Origin of the sequence: Gordonia paraffinivorans NBRC 108238 (genome assembly GCF_000344155.1) — a bacterium.
GTDB lineage: Bacteria > Actinomycetota > Actinomycetes > Mycobacteriales > Mycobacteriaceae > Gordonia > Gordonia paraffinivorans.
In genome coordinates, this window is sequence record NZ_BAOQ01000056.1 from 1 (window position 1) to 21,195 (window position 21,195).

Sequence of the window (21,195 nt, forward strand, 5' to 3'; positions counted from 1 at the left end):
TCAGCCGCGCGGCGCAAGGGCCACCCATCTTCAACAACACACCGAGCCAGACGCAACCGGCCAGTCGGGGACAGCGGTGAATTACGGTGGGACATGAAGACCTCCGGGTTGAGGAGCGGTTCTTAGACAGCTCCACACCTCACTCGGAGGTCTTCCCTATGTCACGTCGACTCGCCGAACTCTGTACCTAACGTTCCGGGTCAGTACAGCTAGCCGCCGCACGACGCATCGTCGTGAGTCCCCGCCTCAGCGGGCGTCCGGGAAACCTCCCGCGCGTCCGAGGAGGGCGGGGACTTCCTTTTCCAGCGCCGCGCCCAGCCAACCGGCCGCCTCGACGAGGGCGCCCATGTCGACGCCGGTGGTGACGCCGGACCGGTCGAGTGCGTAGACGAGGTCCTCGGAGGCGATGTTGCCCGTGGCGGCGGGGGCGAACGGACATCCCCCGAAGCCGCCGATCGAGGCGTCGAGCGCACTCGCCCCCGCGTCGAATGCGGTGAGCGCGTTTGCATATCCGGTGTTACGGGTGTTGTGGAAGTGCCAGCGCTGGGGGATGCCCGGGGCTCGCGCCGCGGTCAGTTCGGCAAGGTCGCGGACCTGGGCTGGGACGCCGACCCCGATGGTGTCGGCGAGCGCGATCTCGTCGGGCGCCTCGCCGTCGGTGAGGCGGGCGACGATGTCGCCGATCAGGTCCGGGGCCACTTCGCCCGCGAACGGGCAACCGAACGCGACCGCCACGGTGACGGTGGTGGCGAGCCCGGCCTTCTTGGCGTCGCGCACCACATCGATCGCCGCGGCGATCCCCTCGTCGACGCTGCAGCCCTGGTTACGCCGGCTGAACTCCTCGGTCGCGGGGACGACCGCATTCACCTCGTCGACCCCGGCGGTGAGAGCGCGCTCGAGGCCTCGCCGGTTGAGGACCAGCCCGATGTAGGAAACCCCGTCGGTGCGGGGAACCTGTGCCATCACCTCTTCGGCGCCCGCCATCTGCGGGACGCGCTTGGGATTGACGAAGCTGACCGCCTCGACGCGACCGACGCCGGCGTCGACGGCGCGGGCGATGAGTTCCACCTTGTCGTCGACCGTGAGGATCTTCTGCTCGTTCTGGAGGCCGTCGCGCGGACCGACCTCGACCAACTGCACGCTCGTCATCCCCCAATCTTGCCCCGCGGCGGATGTCCGATGCGACCGGGTCGCCCATCTTTTCCGCTGTCGGTCGAACGGCCTAATTCGGTGGGGCCGGTAACGATTCGGAACGGGCCAGAGTGGCTGCAGGAGACTCGTGTGACTTATGTGGTCACACGAGCCCCAAATCTGCCTGCCGTGATCTCCTCCCGGTGACGGAACCGAACATGCGCTGTAACACTTCGGATCTCAAATGTGATGTGAAGCGTATGATTCGAGGCTGTTCGGCGAACGCTTCGGGGGTGGTGGAAGCGGCGTCGCCGTTGGCACCTTTCGCCGAGACCACTATCGGACGATGCATGGATGACGAGACATCCCGAGCTCAGGGGATCCCGACTGTCGGGAGCGGGTCGGAGCGTGGGAAGGACACGGCGGCATGACCGAAATCGAGTTGCTCGACCTCACCGCCGCTCAACGTGCCATGTGGTTCGCCGAGAACCTCGACGATGATCACTCGATCACGGTTGCGCACTACCTGGACATCGTCGACGCCGGGCGTCCGTTCGACCGAGAGTTGTTCCGTCGCGGCGTGGTCGAGGGGGCGCGCGAACTCGAGACCGCCTACACGCGGATCACCGAGGTCGACGGGGTGCCGAAGCAGTACATCGACTTCTCCGCGTCCTTCCCCGTCATCGAGATCGACCTGAGGGGCGAGTCCGATCCGGTCGCGGCGGCCGACGAGTGGATGCGCGCCGACCATCAGCGGCCGGTCGACCTGCGCGCGGACCCCGTTGCGATCGGCGCGTTCATCCGCGTCGCCGACGACCGCACGTTCTGGTACATGCGCGGCCACCACATCGCGTTCGACGGCTACGGCGCACTGATGTGCCTGCACGAGGCGGTGGCCCGATACAACTGCGCGGTATCCGGAGCGGAGCGTCCCGCGCCTCGGCGGGCGTCGCTCGCCGAGGTCGTGGCCGATGACGCCGCCTACCGGGAGAGCACGCGCTTCGCGAAGGACCGGGAGTTCTGGTCCGAGCGTGCCGCAGGGTTGCCCGAACGGGTCACGCTCGCCACCCACCCGGCGCTCACCGGCATCCACACCGACACCGTGGTCGCCGCGGGCATGCTCGACGCCGGCCTCGAGGCCCGTGTGCGCCGGTGTGCCCGCGACCTCGACGCCTCTGTGGCCGCGATACTGACCGCCGCCTTCGCCGCCTTCCTGGTCCGGATGTCGGCGACCGACGACGTCGTGCTCAGCCTTCCGGTCACCGCGCGCACCACGGCGCGCATCAAGCACTCGGCGGGCATGGTGTCGAACATGCTGCCGCTGCGCGTGGACGGCGTGGGAGCCGCGACGTGCGCCGACGTGGTCGCCGCGGTCACCACCGAGATCACCTCGGTGCTCCGGCACCAGCGCTACCGGTCCGAGGACATCCGTGCCGCCGCCGGATTCGGCGACGCCGTCGGCACGGCGTTCGGGCCGCTGGTCAACCTTCTCCTGTTCGACAGGCCGATCGAGATCGAGGGCGCCCGGGTCGGCTACCACATGCTGTCGGCGGGCATCGTCGAAGACCTCGTGATGAACGTCTTCGCCGCAGGTCCGGACGCGCCGCTCGAGGTGGGCCTGCACGCGAACCCCGCCCTCTACGACGCCGCCGAGCTCCAGACCCACCGGAAGCGCCTGCTCCACGTGCTCGGCCAGTTCGTGGAGGACCCGAGGCGGCCTGTGGCCGATCTCGGCCTGCTGCTACCCGGGGAATCCCGAGGACTCGCGGAGTTCGGCGACGGGGGACCGGCGTCGGGGTTCTCCGAAGAACACGTGCTGGCGCCGTTCGTCCGGCGCGTGGCGTCGACCCCGGACGCTCCCGCACTGGTGTCCGACGACGCGACGCTGACCTACCTGGACGTGGCGCAGATCGTCGAACGGCTCGCCGGTCTGCTGGCAGCCGAGGGAGTGTCCACGGGCGACCGTGTGGTGGTGGCGCTCGACCGCTCGGTGGAGCAGGTCTGCGCCGTCTACGCGGTCATGGCACTCGGAGCGGCCTACGTCCCGGCCGACCCCGCCGAACCCGAACACCGGCGAGCAGCCGTGGAGGCGATCGTCACGCCCCGTCTCGTCGTCGACGCGACCTTCGTGGAGACGCACCGTCGCGCCCTGCACGCCGAGGGCCGGCCGGGTGGCGACGTCGAATCGGCACTGACGGCGCTCGGCGAGCGAGTGTGCAACCGTGCGTTGCTGCCACACCAGCCCGCGTACATCGTCTTCACCTCCGGCTCGACCGGGGTGCCCAAGGGCGTCGAGATCGATCACGTCGCCATCGGTCACCGACTCGCCTGGATGCAGCGCGACCACCAGCTCACCGCGTCGGACGCGGTACTCTACAAGACCCCCGCGACCTTCGACGTCTCGGTGTGGGAACTGTTGTGGCCCTTGCGGACCGGAGCGCGAATGGTGATCGCCCGACCCGGCGGGCACCGCGACCCCGAGTATCTGCGCGCGCTCATCTCGGCCGCGGGGGTGACGGTCGCGCACTTCGTGCCCTCGATGCTCGACGCCTATCTCGACGTCGTCGCACCGGCAGGTGTCGCCCCGTCGGGAGGGGACGCCTCCACCGGAGGCGCCGCGCTGCCGGCCTCCGTGCGTCTGGTGTTCACCTCGGGAGAGGCCCTGAGCGCACAACTGGCCCGGCGCCTGCTGAGCGGGTCGACGGCGGAGTTGGTGAACCTGTACGGCCCCACCGAGGCGGCCGTCGACGTGACCTCTCACCGGGTCACCGCCGACGAGGACTTCGTCCCCATCGGCCGTCCGGTCCCGGGCACCGTGGTTCGCGTCCTCGACCGTCACCTGCGTCCGGTGCCGGTCGGCGTGGCCGGCGAGCTCCACCTCGTCGGTCCGCAGCTCGCGATCGGCTATCACGCCGCCGCGGCGCAGACCGCCACCCGGTTCGTCGCCGACCCCCTCGGCGCCGACGGCGCGCGGATGTACCGGACCGGCGACCTGGTTCGCTGGACCGCCGACGGCGAGCTCGAGTACCTGGGCCGCACCGACCACCAGGTGAAGATCCGCGGACAGCGCGTCGAGCTCGGCGAGGTGGAGTCGACCGTCGCCTCGATGCCCGGTGTGGAGGCGGTCGCTGTCCTCGCGCGCCGCGACCTGGGACCGGGACCGGTGCTGGTCGCCTACCTGCGACTCCGTCGCGTGGGCGCCGGCCCCGGAGAACCCGCCGCGCCGCAGATCGACGCCGAGGCGGTCCGGGCGTACTGCCGGCGCCGGCTGCCCGGTCACATGGTCCCGGTCGGCGTGGTCTTCGTCGACTCCTTCCCGACGACACGTTCCGGCAAGCTCGATGCCTCGGCCCTCCCGGCGCCGGATCTCTCCGGTGACCCGCAGGAGTTCCGCGCGCCGAGCACACCGGCGGAGAAGGTGCTCGCCGGGCTCCTCGCGGAAGCGCTCGGATGCGAGCGGGTGAGCGTCTCGGACAACCTGTTCTCACTGGGCGCCGACTCGCTGACGGCCGCGCGCATGGTCGCGCGCGCCCGCATCGACCACGGATTGTCGATCGCGCTCACCGACGTGTTCGACAGCCGTGATCTCGCCGACCTGGCGACTCGCGCCACCACCGTGACCGCAGACGGGCCGCGAACCCTGGAACCGCGCCCGCGTCCGAGCCGGATCCCGCTGTCGCAGGCGCAGACCCGGATCTGGTTCCTCAACCGGATGGCGCCCGCCGACCCCGGATACAACATGTCGGGCGCGCTGCGCATGAACCATCCGGTCGATCCCGGGACCCTTCATCGAGCCGTTCTCGACGTGCTCGACCGCCACGAGATCCTGCGCACCGTCTTCCCGGGCGTCGACGGCGAGCCGGAACAGCGAATCCTCGACACCTCGACCGCCGCCGAGCAGCTCGGCGCGACCCCGCTGCAGGTGGCCGGCGGCCTCGAGGCGGCGCTCGGGGCGGTCGTCGAACTCGGTTTCGATCTCACCGATCAGATCCCGTTCCGCTATCGGCTCCTCACCGGCGACCCCGGCGGCGACGTGATCGTGCTCGTCCTGCACCACATCGCGGCGGACGGCCACTCGCTGCGCCCGCTGCTGCACGACCTGATGACGGCCTACGACAGCCGTCGGGCCGGACACGAGCCCCGGTTCGCTCCGCTTCCGTTGCAGTACGCCGACGTCGCAATCGAACGGGCGGAGACCCTGGGCACCCCGGAGAAGCCCTCGTCGGTGCTCGTCGAGGGGGTGGAGTTCTGGCGGGACGAGCTCGACGGCGCGCCGGACCTGCTGCAGCTGCCCACCGATCGACCCAGGCCGCGCGTGATCTCCGGCGCGGGAGACCATCTCGACGTCGACCTGGACCCCGAGCTCACCGCGGGAATCCGAGGGCTCGCCGCGTCGCTGGCCGTCACCCCGTTCGCGGTCTTCCAGTCTGCGCTGGCGCTCACGCTCGGGCGGCTCGCGGCCACCGACGACGTCAGCATCGGAACCGCCGTGGCGGGACGCGACGACCCGGCCGTCACCGACCTCGTCGGCATGTTCGTCAACACGGTGGTGCTGCGCACCCGCCTGCGACCCGCCGACACGGTGCGCGATCTGGTCGTCGGCGCCCACCGGCGCTGTGCCCGCGCGATGAGTCACGCCGACGTGCCGTTCGAGCGCGTCGTGGACGCCGTCGCCCCGCAGCGCTCGGCATCCCATTCACCCCTGTTCCAGGTCGCACTCACCGTGCAGCCCGATCCGCTCGCCGAGCTGTCGCACTGGACCGGCTCGGCCGAGATCCTCGACGCACGGGTTCCCGCGGCGAAGTACGACGTCACCGTCTCGGTGACCGAGCGCGCCGACGACTACGCCGTCGAGTTCTCCTATGCCACAGACCTGTTCGACGCGGAGACCGTCGCCTCCATGGCCGATCGTCTCCGTCGGGTGCTGGAGCAGATGGTGGAACGGCCCGAGCGTCCGCTGACCTCGGTCGACGTCCTCGGGCCTGCCGAGGTGCGGGCCCTGACCGAACCGCGGCGGGGTCGGGTGCCGGAGGCGACCCTGCCCGAGCTGCTGGAACGGGGCGTCTCGGCCGCGGACCCGGCATCGATCGCACTCAGCGTCGACGAGGGCTCTCTCACCTGGGCGGACATGACGGCGGCCGTCCATCAGATCGGCCGTGCGATCGCCAAACGCGGGATCGGCCCGGGCGACGTCGTCGCCGTGTGCATTCCCCGCTCGGCGCGCATGGTGCTGTCGATCCTCGGCATCGCGATGAGCGGCGCGGCGTTCGCCGTGCTCGACCCGAGGCTCCCGGCCGAGCGCCGGGCGTCGATGCTGGCCGACTGCGGTGCGGGACTCCTGATCACCGTCGACTCCATGACCGGCGGTGACACCGCGGCCGCCGAAGGCGGGGCCGTCGACGTCGAGCAGTGGGTCCTCGACGACCTCGAGGTCGAGCTGAGCTTCGTCGGGGTCGGCGACCACCCGCTGTCCGACGCCGAGCGAACCCGTCCCGTCCACGTCGACGACCCGGCATACCTGCAGTTCACCTCCGGGTCCACCGGGCGTCCGAAGGCCGTCGTCATCACCCATGCCGGGCTCGCGGAGATGGTCGCCGAGCAACACGCGATCCTCGGGATCAGCCCGCGTGCGCGTGTGTTGCAGCTCGCCGCACCGGGTTTCGACGTGGGCGTCTTCGAGATCCTCCTCGCGATGTGCGCCGGTGCCGAACTCGTGGTGTCGCCCGCGGACGTGTTCGCCGGCCCCGAGCTCGAAGAGGTCATGACGAGCCGGAGGGTCACCCATGCGGTGGCCACTCCGACCGCGCTCGCGACGATCGACCCGGAGGGGGTCTGCGACCTCGACGTCATGATGACCGCCGGCGAGGCGTGCCCGCCCGAACTCGTCGAACGATGGGATGCCGCCGGGTGCCCGCTGGTCAACTGCTACGGACCGGCGGAGACGACCATCTGGGTCACGGTCTCGGAACCGATGCGTGCGGGTCGTCCGGTCTCTGTCGGGCAGCCGATCTCGGGGGTCGGTGTTCGTGTGCTCGACGCGAACCTGCGTCCGGTGCCCGCAGGCGTCGTGGGTGAGCTGTACCTGACCGGTCGTGCCCTGGGGCGCGGCTATCACGGCCGTCCCGGGCTCTCCGCGAGCCGGTTCGTGGCCGACCCGTTCGGAGACGGCGACCGGATGTACCGCACCGGCGATCTGGTGTCCCGGACATCCGATGGGGATCTGATCTACCACGGCCGCAACGACTTCCAGATCAAGATCCGCGGCATGCGGGTCGAGCCGGGCGAGGTCGACTCGGTGCTGGTCGAGCATCCCGACGTGGAGAACGCGGTCACGGTGGGCACGAGCACGCCGAACGGCGACACCGTGCTGGTGTCGTACGTGACCGGTCCGCCCGGATGCACTCCCGCTCCCGAGCAGATCCTCGACCACGCCGTGGCCCATCTCCCGGCCCACCTCGTCCCGCACACGGTCCGGGTGCTCGAGGAGTTCCCGGTGACCCGCACCGGCAAGGTGGACCGGCGCGCACTGCCCGCAGTCGAGATCTCGCCGGCTCGCGAGTACGTCGCTCCCCGTAGCCGTCTCGAGGCCGCGGTGGCGCAGGTGTTCGCCGAGGTGCTCGGGTTGCAGGCGGTCAGCGTGCACGACGGCTTCTTCGAACTCGGCGGCAGCTCGCTGTCGGCGACCAAGGTGACCCACCTGCTCGAACAGCACATCGACCGGCGCGTGCCGCTGTCTCTGCTGTTCGAGAACCCCACGGTGGCGAGCTTCGTAGCGGCGCTCAACAGCGTGGACGCCACAGGGGTCGGACGGGTGCTGACGCCGCGCAACCGTCCGCACATCGTCGAGTTGACCGGGACCCAGCGTGCACTGTGGACGCTCAACCAGATCGACCCGTCGTCGTCTGCCTACAACGTCGAACTGACCCTCGAGCTCGACGGCCCGCTCGACGTCGAGGCGCTCGTCGGAGCGCTCGCGGACGTCATCGCGCGTCACGAGCCGCTGCGCACGCGCTACCCGCTGCACGACGGCGAGCCCGTCCAGTTCATCGTGCCGACGGCCGACGCGGTCCGCGAACTCCGCGTCCCGATCGTCGAGACGACCCCGGATCGTGTCGAGGCGGAGATCGAGGCCGTCGTGAAGCCGGGCTTCGACCTCACCAAGACGGTGGCGACGCGCGCGGCGATCCTGCGACTGGCGGCCGACCGCCATGTGCTCGTCTTCGCGGTGCACCACATCAACGCCGACGGCGGGTCGCTGTGGCCGATGGCGCGCGACCTCACAGCCGCCTACCGGGCACGGGTGGCCGGCGAGACCGGCCGGTGGTCGCGGGCGGCCGAGCGCACCCGGGTGCAGTTCGCCGACTACGCCTTGTGGCGCGCCGAACGGCTGTCGACCCGGCGCCCGGACGGGAACACCGAGGAGCAGCACCAACTCGACTACTGGCGGCGGCGACTCGAGACGGTGCGCGAGCCCGCGACCGTGCCGACCGCGAGGCCGAGGCCGGCGCGCCCCCGGCATGTCGGGGGACTCGTCGACTGGTCCGTCGCTCCGGAGACCGCTGGTGTCATCAATCACCTTGCGCGCGTGAACAACACGACGCAGTTCGTGGTCTTGCACGCGGCGCTGGCGGTCCTCGTCGCACGCCTGTCGGGGCACGACGACGTCGTGATCGGCACCCCGTTCGCCGGCCGCGACGACCCGGCCCTGGCGGACATGGTGGGCATGCTCGTGACCACCGTGCCCCTGCGCACGCGGGTCTCGATCGACGAGCCCTTCGACGATCTGCTCCGGCGTGTCCGCACCGAGGACATCGCCGATCTCGCGCACGCCGAGGTGCCGTTCGACCAGATCGTCGACCACCTGAACGCGGCGGGCGTGGGCCCGGCGCGACGCGGCGAACAGAACCCCTTGTTCTCGGTGATGATGTCGTACCAGAACCTCGAACTGCCCGACGTCCGTCTCGACGGGCTCACCGTGCGGGTGCGGCCGCCGGCGACGTTCCCCGCGAAGGTCGACCTGGAGGTGATGGTCTTCCCGACCGACCTCGACGGCGTGGACCGCGGCGGCGCACTCGGGGGTCGCATAGCCTACGACACCGACCTGTTCGACCCGGCCGAGGCCGAACGCATCGCACGCCGGTACGAGAGCCTGCTCGCCGACATCGCCGCGCGTCCGTCGGCGCCGGTGGGCGATCTGACGATCTGGTCCGCCGAGGAGCAATCCGCTGCGCCCGACGGTGATCTGCCCTTGCACGACCTGGTGTCGCAGGTGGCGGCAGGCCACCCCGACGCCGAGATCGGTGTGCCGGGCGCCCCGGCGATCACCTTCGCCGACCTCGAGGCCACCTCGGTGGCGATGGCGATCTCCATGCCCGACGCGGACCCGGCCGAGGCGCTCGCGGTGGCGGTCACGACCCTGCTCGCCGACGCCGACCGCACACTCGACGAGGTCCTCGCGTGCATCCGCCGGTCGGCCGAAGGCATCCTGCGCCCGACGCGGGGGACGGCCGGCGACGGTACTCGAAATCGGGTGGAACCCGCGTGACCTCGAGTACCTCGGCTCCGCGCAACGTACCGGGCGCTGGGGCGGCGATCGCCCAACCGCTCGCGGTCCGACGCCTGGCCCTCGCTGCCGCGCACGCCCCCGACACGGAGGCGATGACGGGTGCCGGCGGGCCGGTCACGTTCGCCGATCTGCATCGCAGGGTCGCCACGGCGGCGACGACGCTCGCCGGTCGCGGCGTCGATCCCGGCACCGCGATCCGCGCGACCGTCACCGCTCTGCTGCCGCGAACAGGGAAGACGCCGGCCGAGCTGGCCGCGGCCGCGCAGACCGTTCTCGCCGACCTCGACCGGCGCATCGACGACCTCCTGGGAACCGGCGACCTCGAGTCGCTGCCGGGGCTGGTCCGCGTGTCGGCTCGCAGACGCGGGGATGCGGTCGCGCTCACCGACCTCGACGGGACCTCGATGTCCTATCGCGAGCTCGACGAGCACACCGACCGGCTCGCGCAGGCGCTCGCCGCCGCGGGCGCCGGCCCGGAAACCCTCGTGGGCGTGGCGATGCCGCGCACCACCGGACTGATCGTCGCGCTCCTGGCAGTCCTCAAGACCGGTGCGGCCTATCTGCCGTTGGACCGGACGCATCCGCTCACGCGCCTGCGGTCGATCGTCCACGACGCCCATCCGGTGCTGGTGCTGGCCGACGCCGAGACCGCCGCCGCGTGGTCGGCATCGACGGAGATCTCGGCCCGGACCCTCACTCCGGACGAACTCCTGGCCTGGTCCGAGGAGAGGCCGGCGCCGCGACTGCCGGAGCGGATACGCGCCCATGCCGCTGCATATGTCATGTACACGTCCGGGTCGACCGGTGTCCCCAAGGGCGTCGTGGTCACGCACGACAACGTCGTGTCACTGCTCGTCGCACTCGATCTCCTCGTCGACAGCACCTACGACGACGTCTGGTCGATGTTCCACTCGTACGCGTTCGACGTCTCGGTGGGGGAGATCTGGGCCGCGCTGGTGGCCGGAGGCCGCCTGGTGGTGCTCGACCACGCGACGACCCGCGCACCCGATGACGTGGTCGAGGTGTTCGACCGCGCGGGCGTCACCGTCGCCAACTTCACCCCGTCGTCGTTCTACCAGTTCGCCGCCGCGGTGCGGCCCCCGCACGGGCGGCCGCTCCCGCGCGCACTGCGCAGGCTGCACTTCTCGGGCGAGTTGCTCGACTACGAGCACGTGCGGAAGTGGCAGGCCGACCGCGACGCAGACGGCTCCCCGACGCCTCCGGGAGCCGATGTCGGCGGTCCCCAACTCAACAACATGTACGGGCCGACGGAGACCACGGTCTACATGACCCGGCGCGAACTCACCCGCCGGTTCGTCGACGCCGCAACGGCGTCCGACATCGGCGGACCGCTGTTCGGGTCACGGGTCCATGTGCTCGACGGCCGGCTCGCCCCGGTGCCCGACGGTGTCCCCGGCGAGCTGTACGTCTCCGGCGTCCAGGTCACCCGCGGCTTCCTCAACCGGCACGGCCAGACCGCCACCCGCTACGTGGCCGACCCCTTCGGCCCGCCCGGTTCGCGGATGTACCGGACCGGCGACATCGGCGTCGCGCGCGACGGTTCGATCGAGTTCGTCGGTCGCCGCGACGGCCAGGTCAAGCTGCGCGGATTCCGCATCGAGCTCGGCGAGGTCGAATCGGCGATGTCCGCGCTCGACGGCGTCGACGCCGCGGGCGCCGCGGTACGCATGCGCGGCGACACCGAACATCTCGTCGGCTACCTGGTGCCGACCGCGGGCGCGGAACTCCCCGACGAGGCGATGCTGCGCACGCTTCTGGGCCGGGCCCTGCCGGACTACATGGTGCCCACGCTCTTCGCCACCCTCGATGCGCTGCCGCTCACCGTCAACGGAAAGCTCGACCGGGACGGCCTGCCGGATCCGGGCACCGCCGACGAACCGGATGCGATCGAGCCGCCCGCGACGCCGGTCGAGTCCGGCCTCGCCGACATCGTCGGGGAGATCCTCGGCATCGACGAGGTGAGTGTCACCGCGTCGCTGTTCGATCTCGGCGGCAACTCGCTCACCGCGACCCGGGTCGCCGCGCGGGCGGCGGAGGTCTTCGACGCCGCGGTCGCGGCCCGCGACCTGTTCGGCGCTCCCACCGTCCGGGGGTTGGCCGCGATCATCGAACAGCGGCTCGCCGAGGAGGGTGACGGCGACCCCGGTGCCCGCCCCCGGCCGCCGTTGCGACCGGTGGACCGTTCCGGACCGCTTCCGCTGTCTCCGGCCCAGCGACGCATCTGGTTCCTCGAGATGCTCGATCCCGGCGGCGCGGCCTATCTCATCCCGGCGGTGCTGCGACTCCGGGAGAAGCCGGACGCCGCCGGCGGGCTCGACCCCGCGGTGGTGGCCGCCTCCCTCGACGACCTGATCGTCCGGCACGAGTCCCTGCGCACCCGGATCGTCGCCGAGGACGGCATCCCGCGACAGGTGATCGATCCGCCCGGCGCCGGCCGCCACGACGTACAGGTCGATCCGCCCCTGGACCTCCGCGACGCCGGCGACGCGCAGGTCGAGGCGACCATCCGCGACATCGCCACGCGCGGTTTCGATCTCGCACGACAGGCGCCGGTCCGCGCCCGCCTGCTGCGGGTGGCCGACGACGAGTGGACGCTCGTCATGGTCATCCACCACGTCCTGGGCGACGGCGGGTCGATCGGTCCGATGGTCACCGATTTCGTCCGGGCCTACCGGGCACGGGCGGAAGGACGCGCGCCGGAGTGGGAGCCGTTGCCCGTCCACTACGTCGACTACGCGGTGTGGCATCACGAGGTCCTCGGCGACGTCACCGATCCGTCGTCGCTGGCCGCGCGCCAACTCGACTGGTGGAGAAAAGAACTCGCCGACGTCCCGGAGCTGGCCGAACTGCCGCTCGATCGTCCGCGGGAGGCTGTCCGCGACGACTCCGGTGCCGAGCTGTCCACCGTGATCGACGGGCAGACCTGGGCCGCGCTCCGCGACCTCGCCGACCGGCACGGGGTCACCATGTTCATGTGCGTCCACGCACTGCTGGCGGTGACGCTCCTGCGGTCGGGCGCCGGCGACGACCTCGTCATCGGCACGCCGGTGGAAGGCCGCGGCGAACGCGGTCTCGACGGACTCATCGGCATGTTCGTCAACACCCTCGCTTTGCGCACCCGCATCAGGCGCGACCTCGGCTTCACCGAGGTCCTCGAGGTGTGTCGCGAGGTCGACGTCGCCGCGCTTGATCACGCCGACCTGCCGTTCGAGACGGTCGTCGACGAGGTCGTCACGACCCGCGACACGGCCCACCCGCCGCTGTTCCAGGTCGCGCTGGCCTTCCAGAACTCCGACCGGCCCACCGTGGAACTGCCGGGGCTGCTCGTCGCCGAGGCGCAGGCGCCGGTCACGGCCGCGAAGACCGATCTGCAGGTGACCGTGCTCGACGCGCCGGGCCGCCCCCGCGACGCCGACACGCCCATCGTCATCACCTACGCCACGGCGCTGTTCGACGCGGACACGGTCGCCGCGCTCGGGCAACGGATGGTCGATGTCGCCCGCGCCGTGATCGAGGCGCCCACCGCGCCGGTCGGAGACCTGCCGGCCGGGCCTTCCGACGCTCCCCGCGCGGTCGTCGCTGCCCCGTCCCTCGCGCCGGCACGGCGGACGCTGCCCGACCTGCTCGCCGACGCCGCGGCACGGCATCCGGACAACACCGCGGTCACCGACGGCGAACGGTCGCTCACCTACGCCGAGCTCGACGCGGAGTCCAGGCGCGTCGCCGCCGCCCTGCGAGGCCGCGGGGCGCGGCCCGGAACGGTTGTCGCGCTGGCGGTTCCGCGATCGGTCGACGCGGTGGTCGGGTTCTGGGGCATCGCGCGGACCGGAGCGGCGGTCGGTCTCGTCGACCCCGCACAGCCGGCTGATCGCATCCGGTTCATGGTGGGCACACTCGGAGCCCGGATCGGACTGGCGGCCGACCCGGTGGACCGGATCGACGCCGACGGCCCGCGGTGGTCGACGATCGGGAACCTCGCGGGCACCGCGGACGACCCCGACGGCGCCGATCTCGACGCGCCGGGCGTGATCCCGCACGTCGACGACACCGCCTACGTGATCTTCACGTCCGGCTCGACCGGACGTCCCAAGGGGGTCGCGGTCACCCACCGCGGGCTCGCCGACCTCGTGGCCGACGCACGCGGACGCCTCCGGCTCACCCCGGAGTCGCGTGTCCTGCGGTTTGCCGCACCCGGATTCGACGCGTCGGTCTTCGAGATGCTGGTCGCCGTCGCGGAGGCCTCGACCCTCGTCGTGGTCCCGCCCGGGGTCACCGGCGGTCACGAGCTCGCGGAGATCCTCACGGCCCGGTCGGTCACCCATCTGACCGTCACGCCGACCGCGCTCGCCACGGTGCCCGCCGACGCGGTCGACGGCGTCCGGGTGGTGTGCGTGGCCGGTGACGCCTGCGCGCCCGAGCTCGTCCGGACCTGGTCCACCGGCCGCACGATGCTCAACCTCTACGGGCCCACCGAGGCCACCATCTGGTCCACCGCCTCGGAACCGCTACGGCCCGACGCGCCGGTCACGATCGGCGGCCCGATCTCCGGGGTCGGGGTCGCCGTCCTCGACCCGCGTCTGCACCCGGTCCCACCGGGGGTGGCCGGCGAGCTCTACCTCCTCGGTCCGGCGCTCGCGGCGGGTTACCTCGGGCAGCCGGCGCTGACCGCGGAACGCTTCGTCGCCGCGCCGTTCGGCGGGCCGGGGGAGCGGATGTACAAGACCGGCGACCTGGTCCGCCCGCGCCTGCGGGACGGCCGGTGGGAGCTGGAGTATCTGGGCCGCGACGACTTCCAGGTGAAGATCCGCGGATTCCGGATCGAACTCGGCGAGATCGACGCGGTGCTGTCGGATCATCCGGCGGTGGACTTCGCGACCACGTCGGGCATGCGCCACCCCACCTCGGGGGAGACCGTCCTCGTCTCCTGGGTCCGGTGGGTTCCGGGCGCCTCAGCCGACCCGCGCGACCTCGTCGGGCACGCGACGCGACGACTGCCCGCGTACATGGTGCCGGCGGCGATCGTGCCGATCGAGGAGATCCCGCTCTCGATGACCGGCAAACTCGATCGGGCCGCCCTGCCGCTGCCGGAGTTCGCCCGAGCCGAGTTCGTCGCACCGCGGACCGACACCGAACGCGCAGTGGCGGCGGTCTACGCCGAGGTCCTCGGACTCGCGGACGGCGATCAGCCCGTCTCGGCGCTCGACTCGTTCTTCGACCTCGGCGGCACATCTCTGTCGGCGACGCGCGTCGTCGCCCGGATCGGGGACCGGCTCGGCGTCGACATCGGCGTCCGCACCCTGTTCGAGGCGCCGACCGTCGAGTCGCTCGCCGCGGCGGTGGACGCGCGCGACCCCGGCAGTGCGGCAGGGGTCCGGGCACCCGGCCCGCAGGCCCGGCCCGAGCACATCCCGCTCTCGTATGCGCAGCGCCGGATGTGGTTCCTCAACCAGTACGAACCCGACTCCGCGGCATACGTGATCCCGATCGTCGTCCGGCTGCACGGACGCGTGGACATCGCCGCGATGCGTGCGGCGACCAACGATCTCGTCGAGCGCCACGAGGTGCTGCGCACCGTCTATCCGACCGTCGACGAGACACGGGATGAAGACGGCCCGGCGACCGCCGAGCCCCGACAGCTGATCCTCGGCGCGCATCCGGACCTGGTGCACGTCGGGCACACCCTGGTCTCCGGCGCCGACGTCCTCGACGCGGAGATCGCCACCACCCTCACGACGCCCTTCGACGTGACGCGGGATCTGCCGCTGCGCGCGCGAATCCTGAGCACCTCCGATCACGACCACGTGCTCGTGATGGCGCTGCACCACATCGCCGCGGACGGGGAGTCGGCACCGGTCCTGGCGCGCGAGCTCGCCGAGGCCTACGCCGCGCGCCGGGAAGGCGGGGCGCCGGCCTGGGAACCGCTTCCGCTGCAGTACGCCGATTTCGCCATCTGGCAACGGATCCGGCTCGGCGAACCCACCGATCCGTCGTCGGAGATGGCACGGCAGCTCTCCTTCTGGGCCGACCGGTTGCGGGGCCTGCCCGACGTGCTGCCGTTGCCGACCGACCGGCAGCGCGGTCCGGCACCGGACCTGCGCGCGGCGACGACACGGTGGTCGTTGCCCGAGCAGACGGCGGCCGCCCTGCGCAGACGTGCGGCGGGGAAGCGGGCGACGTTGTTCATGGTCGTCCACGCGGCGGTCGCCGCCACGCTGGCGCGCCTGACCGCCACCGAGGAGATCGCGGTTGCCACCCCGGTCGCAGGCCGCGGGCACCGCGACATCGACCGGCTCGTCGGCATGTTCGTGAACACGCTGATACTCCGCGTCGATGTCGACCCCACGCTGACCTCCGGGGAGCTGCTCGATCGTGTGGTGGCCGCCGACCTGGCGGCGTTCGACCACTCCGACGTCCCGTTCGAGCGTGTCGTCGATGCCGTCGACCCACCGCGCATGGACAACGTCGAGCCGCTCGCCCAGGTCATGCTGGTCCACACCGCCGGCACGGGCGACCTCGCCACCGCGAGGCTCGGCGACCTCGACGCCGAGTTCGTCGAATTCGACGACACCACCGTGAAATTCGACCTCACCATCGGGGTCCGGGAAGACGCCGACGGTGCACTGACCGGGTCGATCACCTACGCCGAGGCGCTCTTCGACGAGTCCACCGCCGAGATGATCGCCGCCTCGCTGGTGTCGATGCTCACCGCGCTGGCCGGCTCTCCCGACGCCGTGATCGCCGATGTCTGCATCCTCACCCCGACCGAAGCGGCGGTCCAGCGCGAGCTGTCGACCGGGCGCGAGGTGACGCTGGTCCCCGAGACACTCGCCGAGGCGTCCCTGACCGGGTATCGGATCGCCCCGGACGCCGTCGCCGTGCGCGCCGACGGCCGCTCGCTCACCCACCGGGAATTCGCGGCCCGGGTCGCGGTCCTCGCCCGTGAGCTCATCGACGCCGGCGCCGGACCCGAGGACGCCGTCGTCGTCTGCATCCCGCGCTCGGTCGAGCTCGTCATCGCCGTGCACGCGGTCCTCGCAGCCGGCGCGCAGTACGTCCCGGTGGCGCCGGACACCCCGCCCGAACGGGTGCGCCATATCCTCGACATCTCCGGCGCGGACATCGGACTCGTCGCCGCCTCCACCGCGGTGGCCGGCGACGACGATCCGCCGGCCGATCTCCTGAGCCGGCTATTGGTGGTGGACTCCACCACCCCGGTCGACCTGGACACCCCCGTCGTCACCGACGCCGACCGTCGCTCGGCGCTTCGGCCCGACAACGCCGCCTACACCCTGTTCACCTCGGGCTCCACCGGGCTGCCCAAGGGCGTCACGGTGGCGCACCGCGCGGTGGTCAATCGATTGCGCTGGGGCATCGACGAATTCGGGATCGGACCGGACGACGCGGTGATGCTCAAGACCCCGGTGGGCTTCGACGTCTCCGTGCCCGAACTCTTCGTCCCGTTCATGACCGGCGCCCGCCTGGTCATCGCCCCCGACAACGCGCACCTCGACCCGCAGGCGGTCGCCCGGCTGATCAACGCCGAGCGTGTCACGACCGTCCATTTCGTCCCGTCGCTGCTGACGGTCTTCGTCGAGACACTCCGCGCCGTCGCCGGCACGGGCCGGGCCGCGCACCTCCTGCCCACCCTGAGACACCTGTACTGCTCGGGCGAGGCACTAGCGCCCGCGACGCTGCACGAGGTCGGCGCCGTGCTGCCACACGTGCAGGTCCACAACCTGTTCGGTCCCACCGAGGCCGCGGTGGAGGTCTCGTCGGCCGCCCTCGCCCCCGATCTCGACGTCGTGCCGATCGGCCGTCCGGTCTGGAACACCGGGACCTACGTGCTCGACGCGCGCCTGCGGCCGGTCCCGTTCGGCGTCACCGGCGAGCTCTACCTCGGCGGTGTGCAGCTCGCGCGCGGGTACGCACGCCGCGCGGACCTGACCGCGGAGCGTTTCGTCGCCGACCCGTTCGGCCACGGCACCAGGCTGTACCGCACCGGCGATCTCGTGCGGCGCAACCGCGACGGCGCACTGGAGTACCTGGGCCGCAGCGACTTCCAGGTCAAGCTCCGCGGCCAGCGGATCGAGCTCGGGGAGATCGAGGCCGTCCTCGCCGCCGTCGACGGGGTCCGGCAGGCCGCGGTCACCCTGGTGCGCGCACCGGGCGGGGCCGAGCATCTCGTCGGTCACCTCATCGGGCCCGACGCCGACGGCGCGCTCGACCGTGCGAAGCAGGCGGTGGCCGACTCGCTGCCGGCATACATGCATCCCACCCTGTGGACGACCCTGCCCGAGGCCCCGTTGAGCAGCACGGGCAAGCTCGACCGGAAGGCGCTGCCCGCGCCGCGATTCGAGGTTCCGGCCGAGTTCGGTGGCGACGCCGAACCGGCCGACGACGCCGAACGGGTCGTCGCTTATATCGTCGCCGCGGTCCTCGGCGCCGACCGCGTGGCGATGACCGAGTCGTTCTTCGCACTCGGCGGGGACTCCATCGCCTCCATCCGCCTGACCTCGATGCTCCGCGCCGCAGGTTTCACCCTCACCCCGCGCGACGTCTTCGCCGCCGGATCGATCCGTGACCTCGCCCGTCTTGCCCACCACGAACCTGCCGCCGTCCTCGAGGAACTGCCCGGCGGAGGCATCGGAGCGGTCTCGCCGACGCCGGGCGTCGCCTGGATGCTCGAGCTCGCCGACGACCCCGCGCAGATCTCCGACTTCTCACAGACCACGGTCCTCACCCTCCCGGCCGACATCGACGAGGATGCCCTGCGCAGCGTGATGGTCGCGGTGGTCGCCGCCCACCCGATGCTCACCGCCGCCCTGACCGTCGACCCGGACGGGGAACCATTGGTGGTCGCCGGTGCCGGGAACGCCGAGGACATCCTCGTCACGATCGCCGAGCGGGACCTCCGGCACGATGCGCCGCAGGCGTCGCTCGACGATGCGATCAGCGACGCGCATCGTCGGGCACTCGAGGCGCTCGCGCCCGCGGACGGTCGTCTGGTGTCGGCCGTCGGCGTCCGCCTCACCGGCGCCGGACACACCGTCGGTCGCCTGGTGATCGCCATCCACCACCTCGGTGTCGACGCGGTGTCCTGGCCGACGATCGTCTCCGGACTCGGTCGCGCGTGGTGGCAGTACCGCAACGGCGAGCGACCCCACCTCACCACCACCGGGACGTCCTTCCGCCGGTGGGCCGCCGTCCTCTCCGGGCTCGCCGAGCGGACTGAGGAGATCGGTTGGTGGACCGAGCAACTCGGCGGCCGGCGGGACGCGGTGATCGACCGCGCCCGCGACACCTTCGACTCCATGGTGTCGACGACCCACACGATCGACGTCGCCCGCTCGGAGGCGACCATCGGACGCGTGGCCGAGGCGTTCGGCGCGCGCGTCGACACCATCCTCGCGGCGGCGCTGGTGAGCGCGATCGCCGGCGGCCCCGGTCGGCAGCGACTCGGGTTCACCGCGGACGAGATCTCACTGGTGCTGGAGAACCACGGCCGAGAAGAGGACGTCGCCCCGGGCGCCGATCTCAGTGAGACCGTCGGCTGGTTCACCTCCTTCGTCCCCGTGTCCGTCGGGGCGAGTGCGCAGGGGGAGACGACCGGACGGGAGGTCGCCCGCCTGGTCAAGGCGCTCAAGGACCGACAGAAGCGCATGCCCGACAACGGGATCGCGTTCGGCCCGCTCCGGTGGCTGCGCCCGGCGTCACCCCTGGCCGACCTGCCGCTGCCGCCCGTCACCGTCAACTACCTGGGCGCCCTCACCTCCGCAGGGGACGAACAGGGCGCGGGAGCAACGGAATTCGTCCCGGTGGCGGACGCCCCGTTCCTGCCGCCGTCGGTCCGCGGGGACATGGTGGCCCCGGCCGCGCTCACCGCGACGATGGGAACCGTAGCGTCGGGCGAGGGCAGGAGACTCCGGCTGGACCTGACCGCGCCCGAGGCGATCCTGACGCGGGCCGATCTCGACGGCCTCGCCGATCGCTGGGAGTCGGCGCTGGCGGCGCTCGCCGGATACGTCGACGGCGTCGGTGATCCCGGCCCCGCCGAGACCGATGTCATCGGCGGCGGACTCGTCCAGGCGGAGATCGACGCCCTGGTCGACAGGTACCGGGGTCACACGGGCGCCCGTTCGGCGACGATCTGGCCCGCCACACCACTGCAACAGGGACTGTTCTACGAAGCGGAACGGACGGCGGCCGCGGAAGCGGAGGACCCGTACGTCACCCAGTCGGTGATCGAGTTCGCCGGCGAGCACGCACCCGAGGCCCTGTTGCCCGCCGTACGGGAGGTGCTGGCCCGGCAGCGTGTCCTGCGGTCGGCGTTCACCCGCTCGGCGTCGGGCCTGCCGGTGGTCGTCGTCCCTCCGGCCGACCACCCGTGTGTCGGCGAACCCGACTTCCGCGGCGTCGACCTGACCGCGGAACACCCGGTGGTCGCCGCGGAGCTGATCGCCGAGCTCGCCGCGGAGGATCGGGACAGGCCGTTCGACCTGTCGGCACCGCCGCTGATCCGATTCACCGCGGTCTCGCACCGCACGGCGGACGGTCCCGCCCACACGTTGGTGATCACCGCCCACCACATCATCCTCGACGGCTGGTCCGGACCGATCCTCGTCGCCGACCTGCTCGCCGCCCACCTCGGGCGCCCGGCGATCACCCCGGCCGCCGACATGGAGTCCTACCTCGCGTGGCTCGACGACCGCGACCGCGACGCCGCCCGGGCGGCCTGGCGCGCCGAGCTCGCCGACGCCACCCCGACCCTCGTGGCGCCCCAGCACGCGGCTCGGACGGAGCCGGGCAGGCGCCGTCCGCACGAGGTCGCGGTCCGGCTCGACGCCGCCACCCGTGACGCCCTCGAAATGCGTGTCCGAAAACTCGGCAGCACCGTGAGCACGGCCCTGCACGCGGCCTGGGCGATCGTGCTGTCCCGGCTGACCGGCGAGCGACGGATCGTGTTCGGCGAGACCGTGTCGGGCCGTCCGGCGGATCTCGACGGCGCCGACGCGATGATCGGGTTGTTCATCAACACGGTCCCGGTGGTGGCCGACGTGGCGCGCGACCGTGCCGTGGGCGACCTGGTCGCCGAACTCCACGAGACGCGGGCGCGGCTCGTGGACCACCAGTTCCTCGGACTCGGCGAGATCATCGGTGCGACCGGGCATTCCGCGCTCTTCGACACTCTCGTCGTCTACGAGTCCTACCCGGTCGACGCCGACGTGGTGATGGACGGGTCCCGCGACTCCGGACTCGAGATCCGCGATGTCGCCACCTCCGACGCCACCCATTACCCGCTGGCCCTCATCGCGTCACCCGAAGGCGACGGTCTGTCCCTCGTCGTCAGGGCCGACCTCGCCGCCGTCGATGCCGAGGTCGTCGAGGTGGTCGCCGCCAACCTGGTCGACCTGCTCGGCGCCGTCGCGGACGACCCGACCACACCCGTCGCCGCACTCGACCCGATGCCGGAGCAGATG

General features: G+C 71.8%; 3 protein-coding genes. 2 read left to right on the top strand and 1 reads right to left on the bottom strand.

The genetic code is table 11. From position 1 onward, the window contains the following. Positions 1 to 246: 246 nt before the first annotated feature. A complete protein-coding gene (locus GP2_RS19860) occupies positions 247 to 1,149 on the bottom strand; it encodes a hydroxymethylglutaryl-CoA lyase (protein WP_006902416.1) in 903 nt (300 codons plus the stop codon). 409 nt (positions 1,150 to 1,558) lie between these two features. On the opposite strand from GP2_RS19860, the gene GP2_RS19865 reads away from it, so the two are divergent. Both GP2_RS19865 and GP2_RS21445 read left to right on the top strand, forming a co-directional pair. After that, complete coding sequence (locus GP2_RS19865) at positions 1,559 to 9,676, top strand: non-ribosomal peptide synthetase (RefSeq protein ID WP_006902417.1); 8,118 nt, start codon at positions 1,559 to 1,561, stop codon at positions 9,674 to 9,676. Further along, positions 9,673 to 21,195, top strand: an 11,523-nt coding sequence (locus GP2_RS21445; RefSeq protein WP_006902418.1) for a non-ribosomal peptide synthetase, incomplete at its 3' end; no start/stop codon positions are given. The genes GP2_RS19865 and GP2_RS21445, both read left to right, overlap by 4 nt.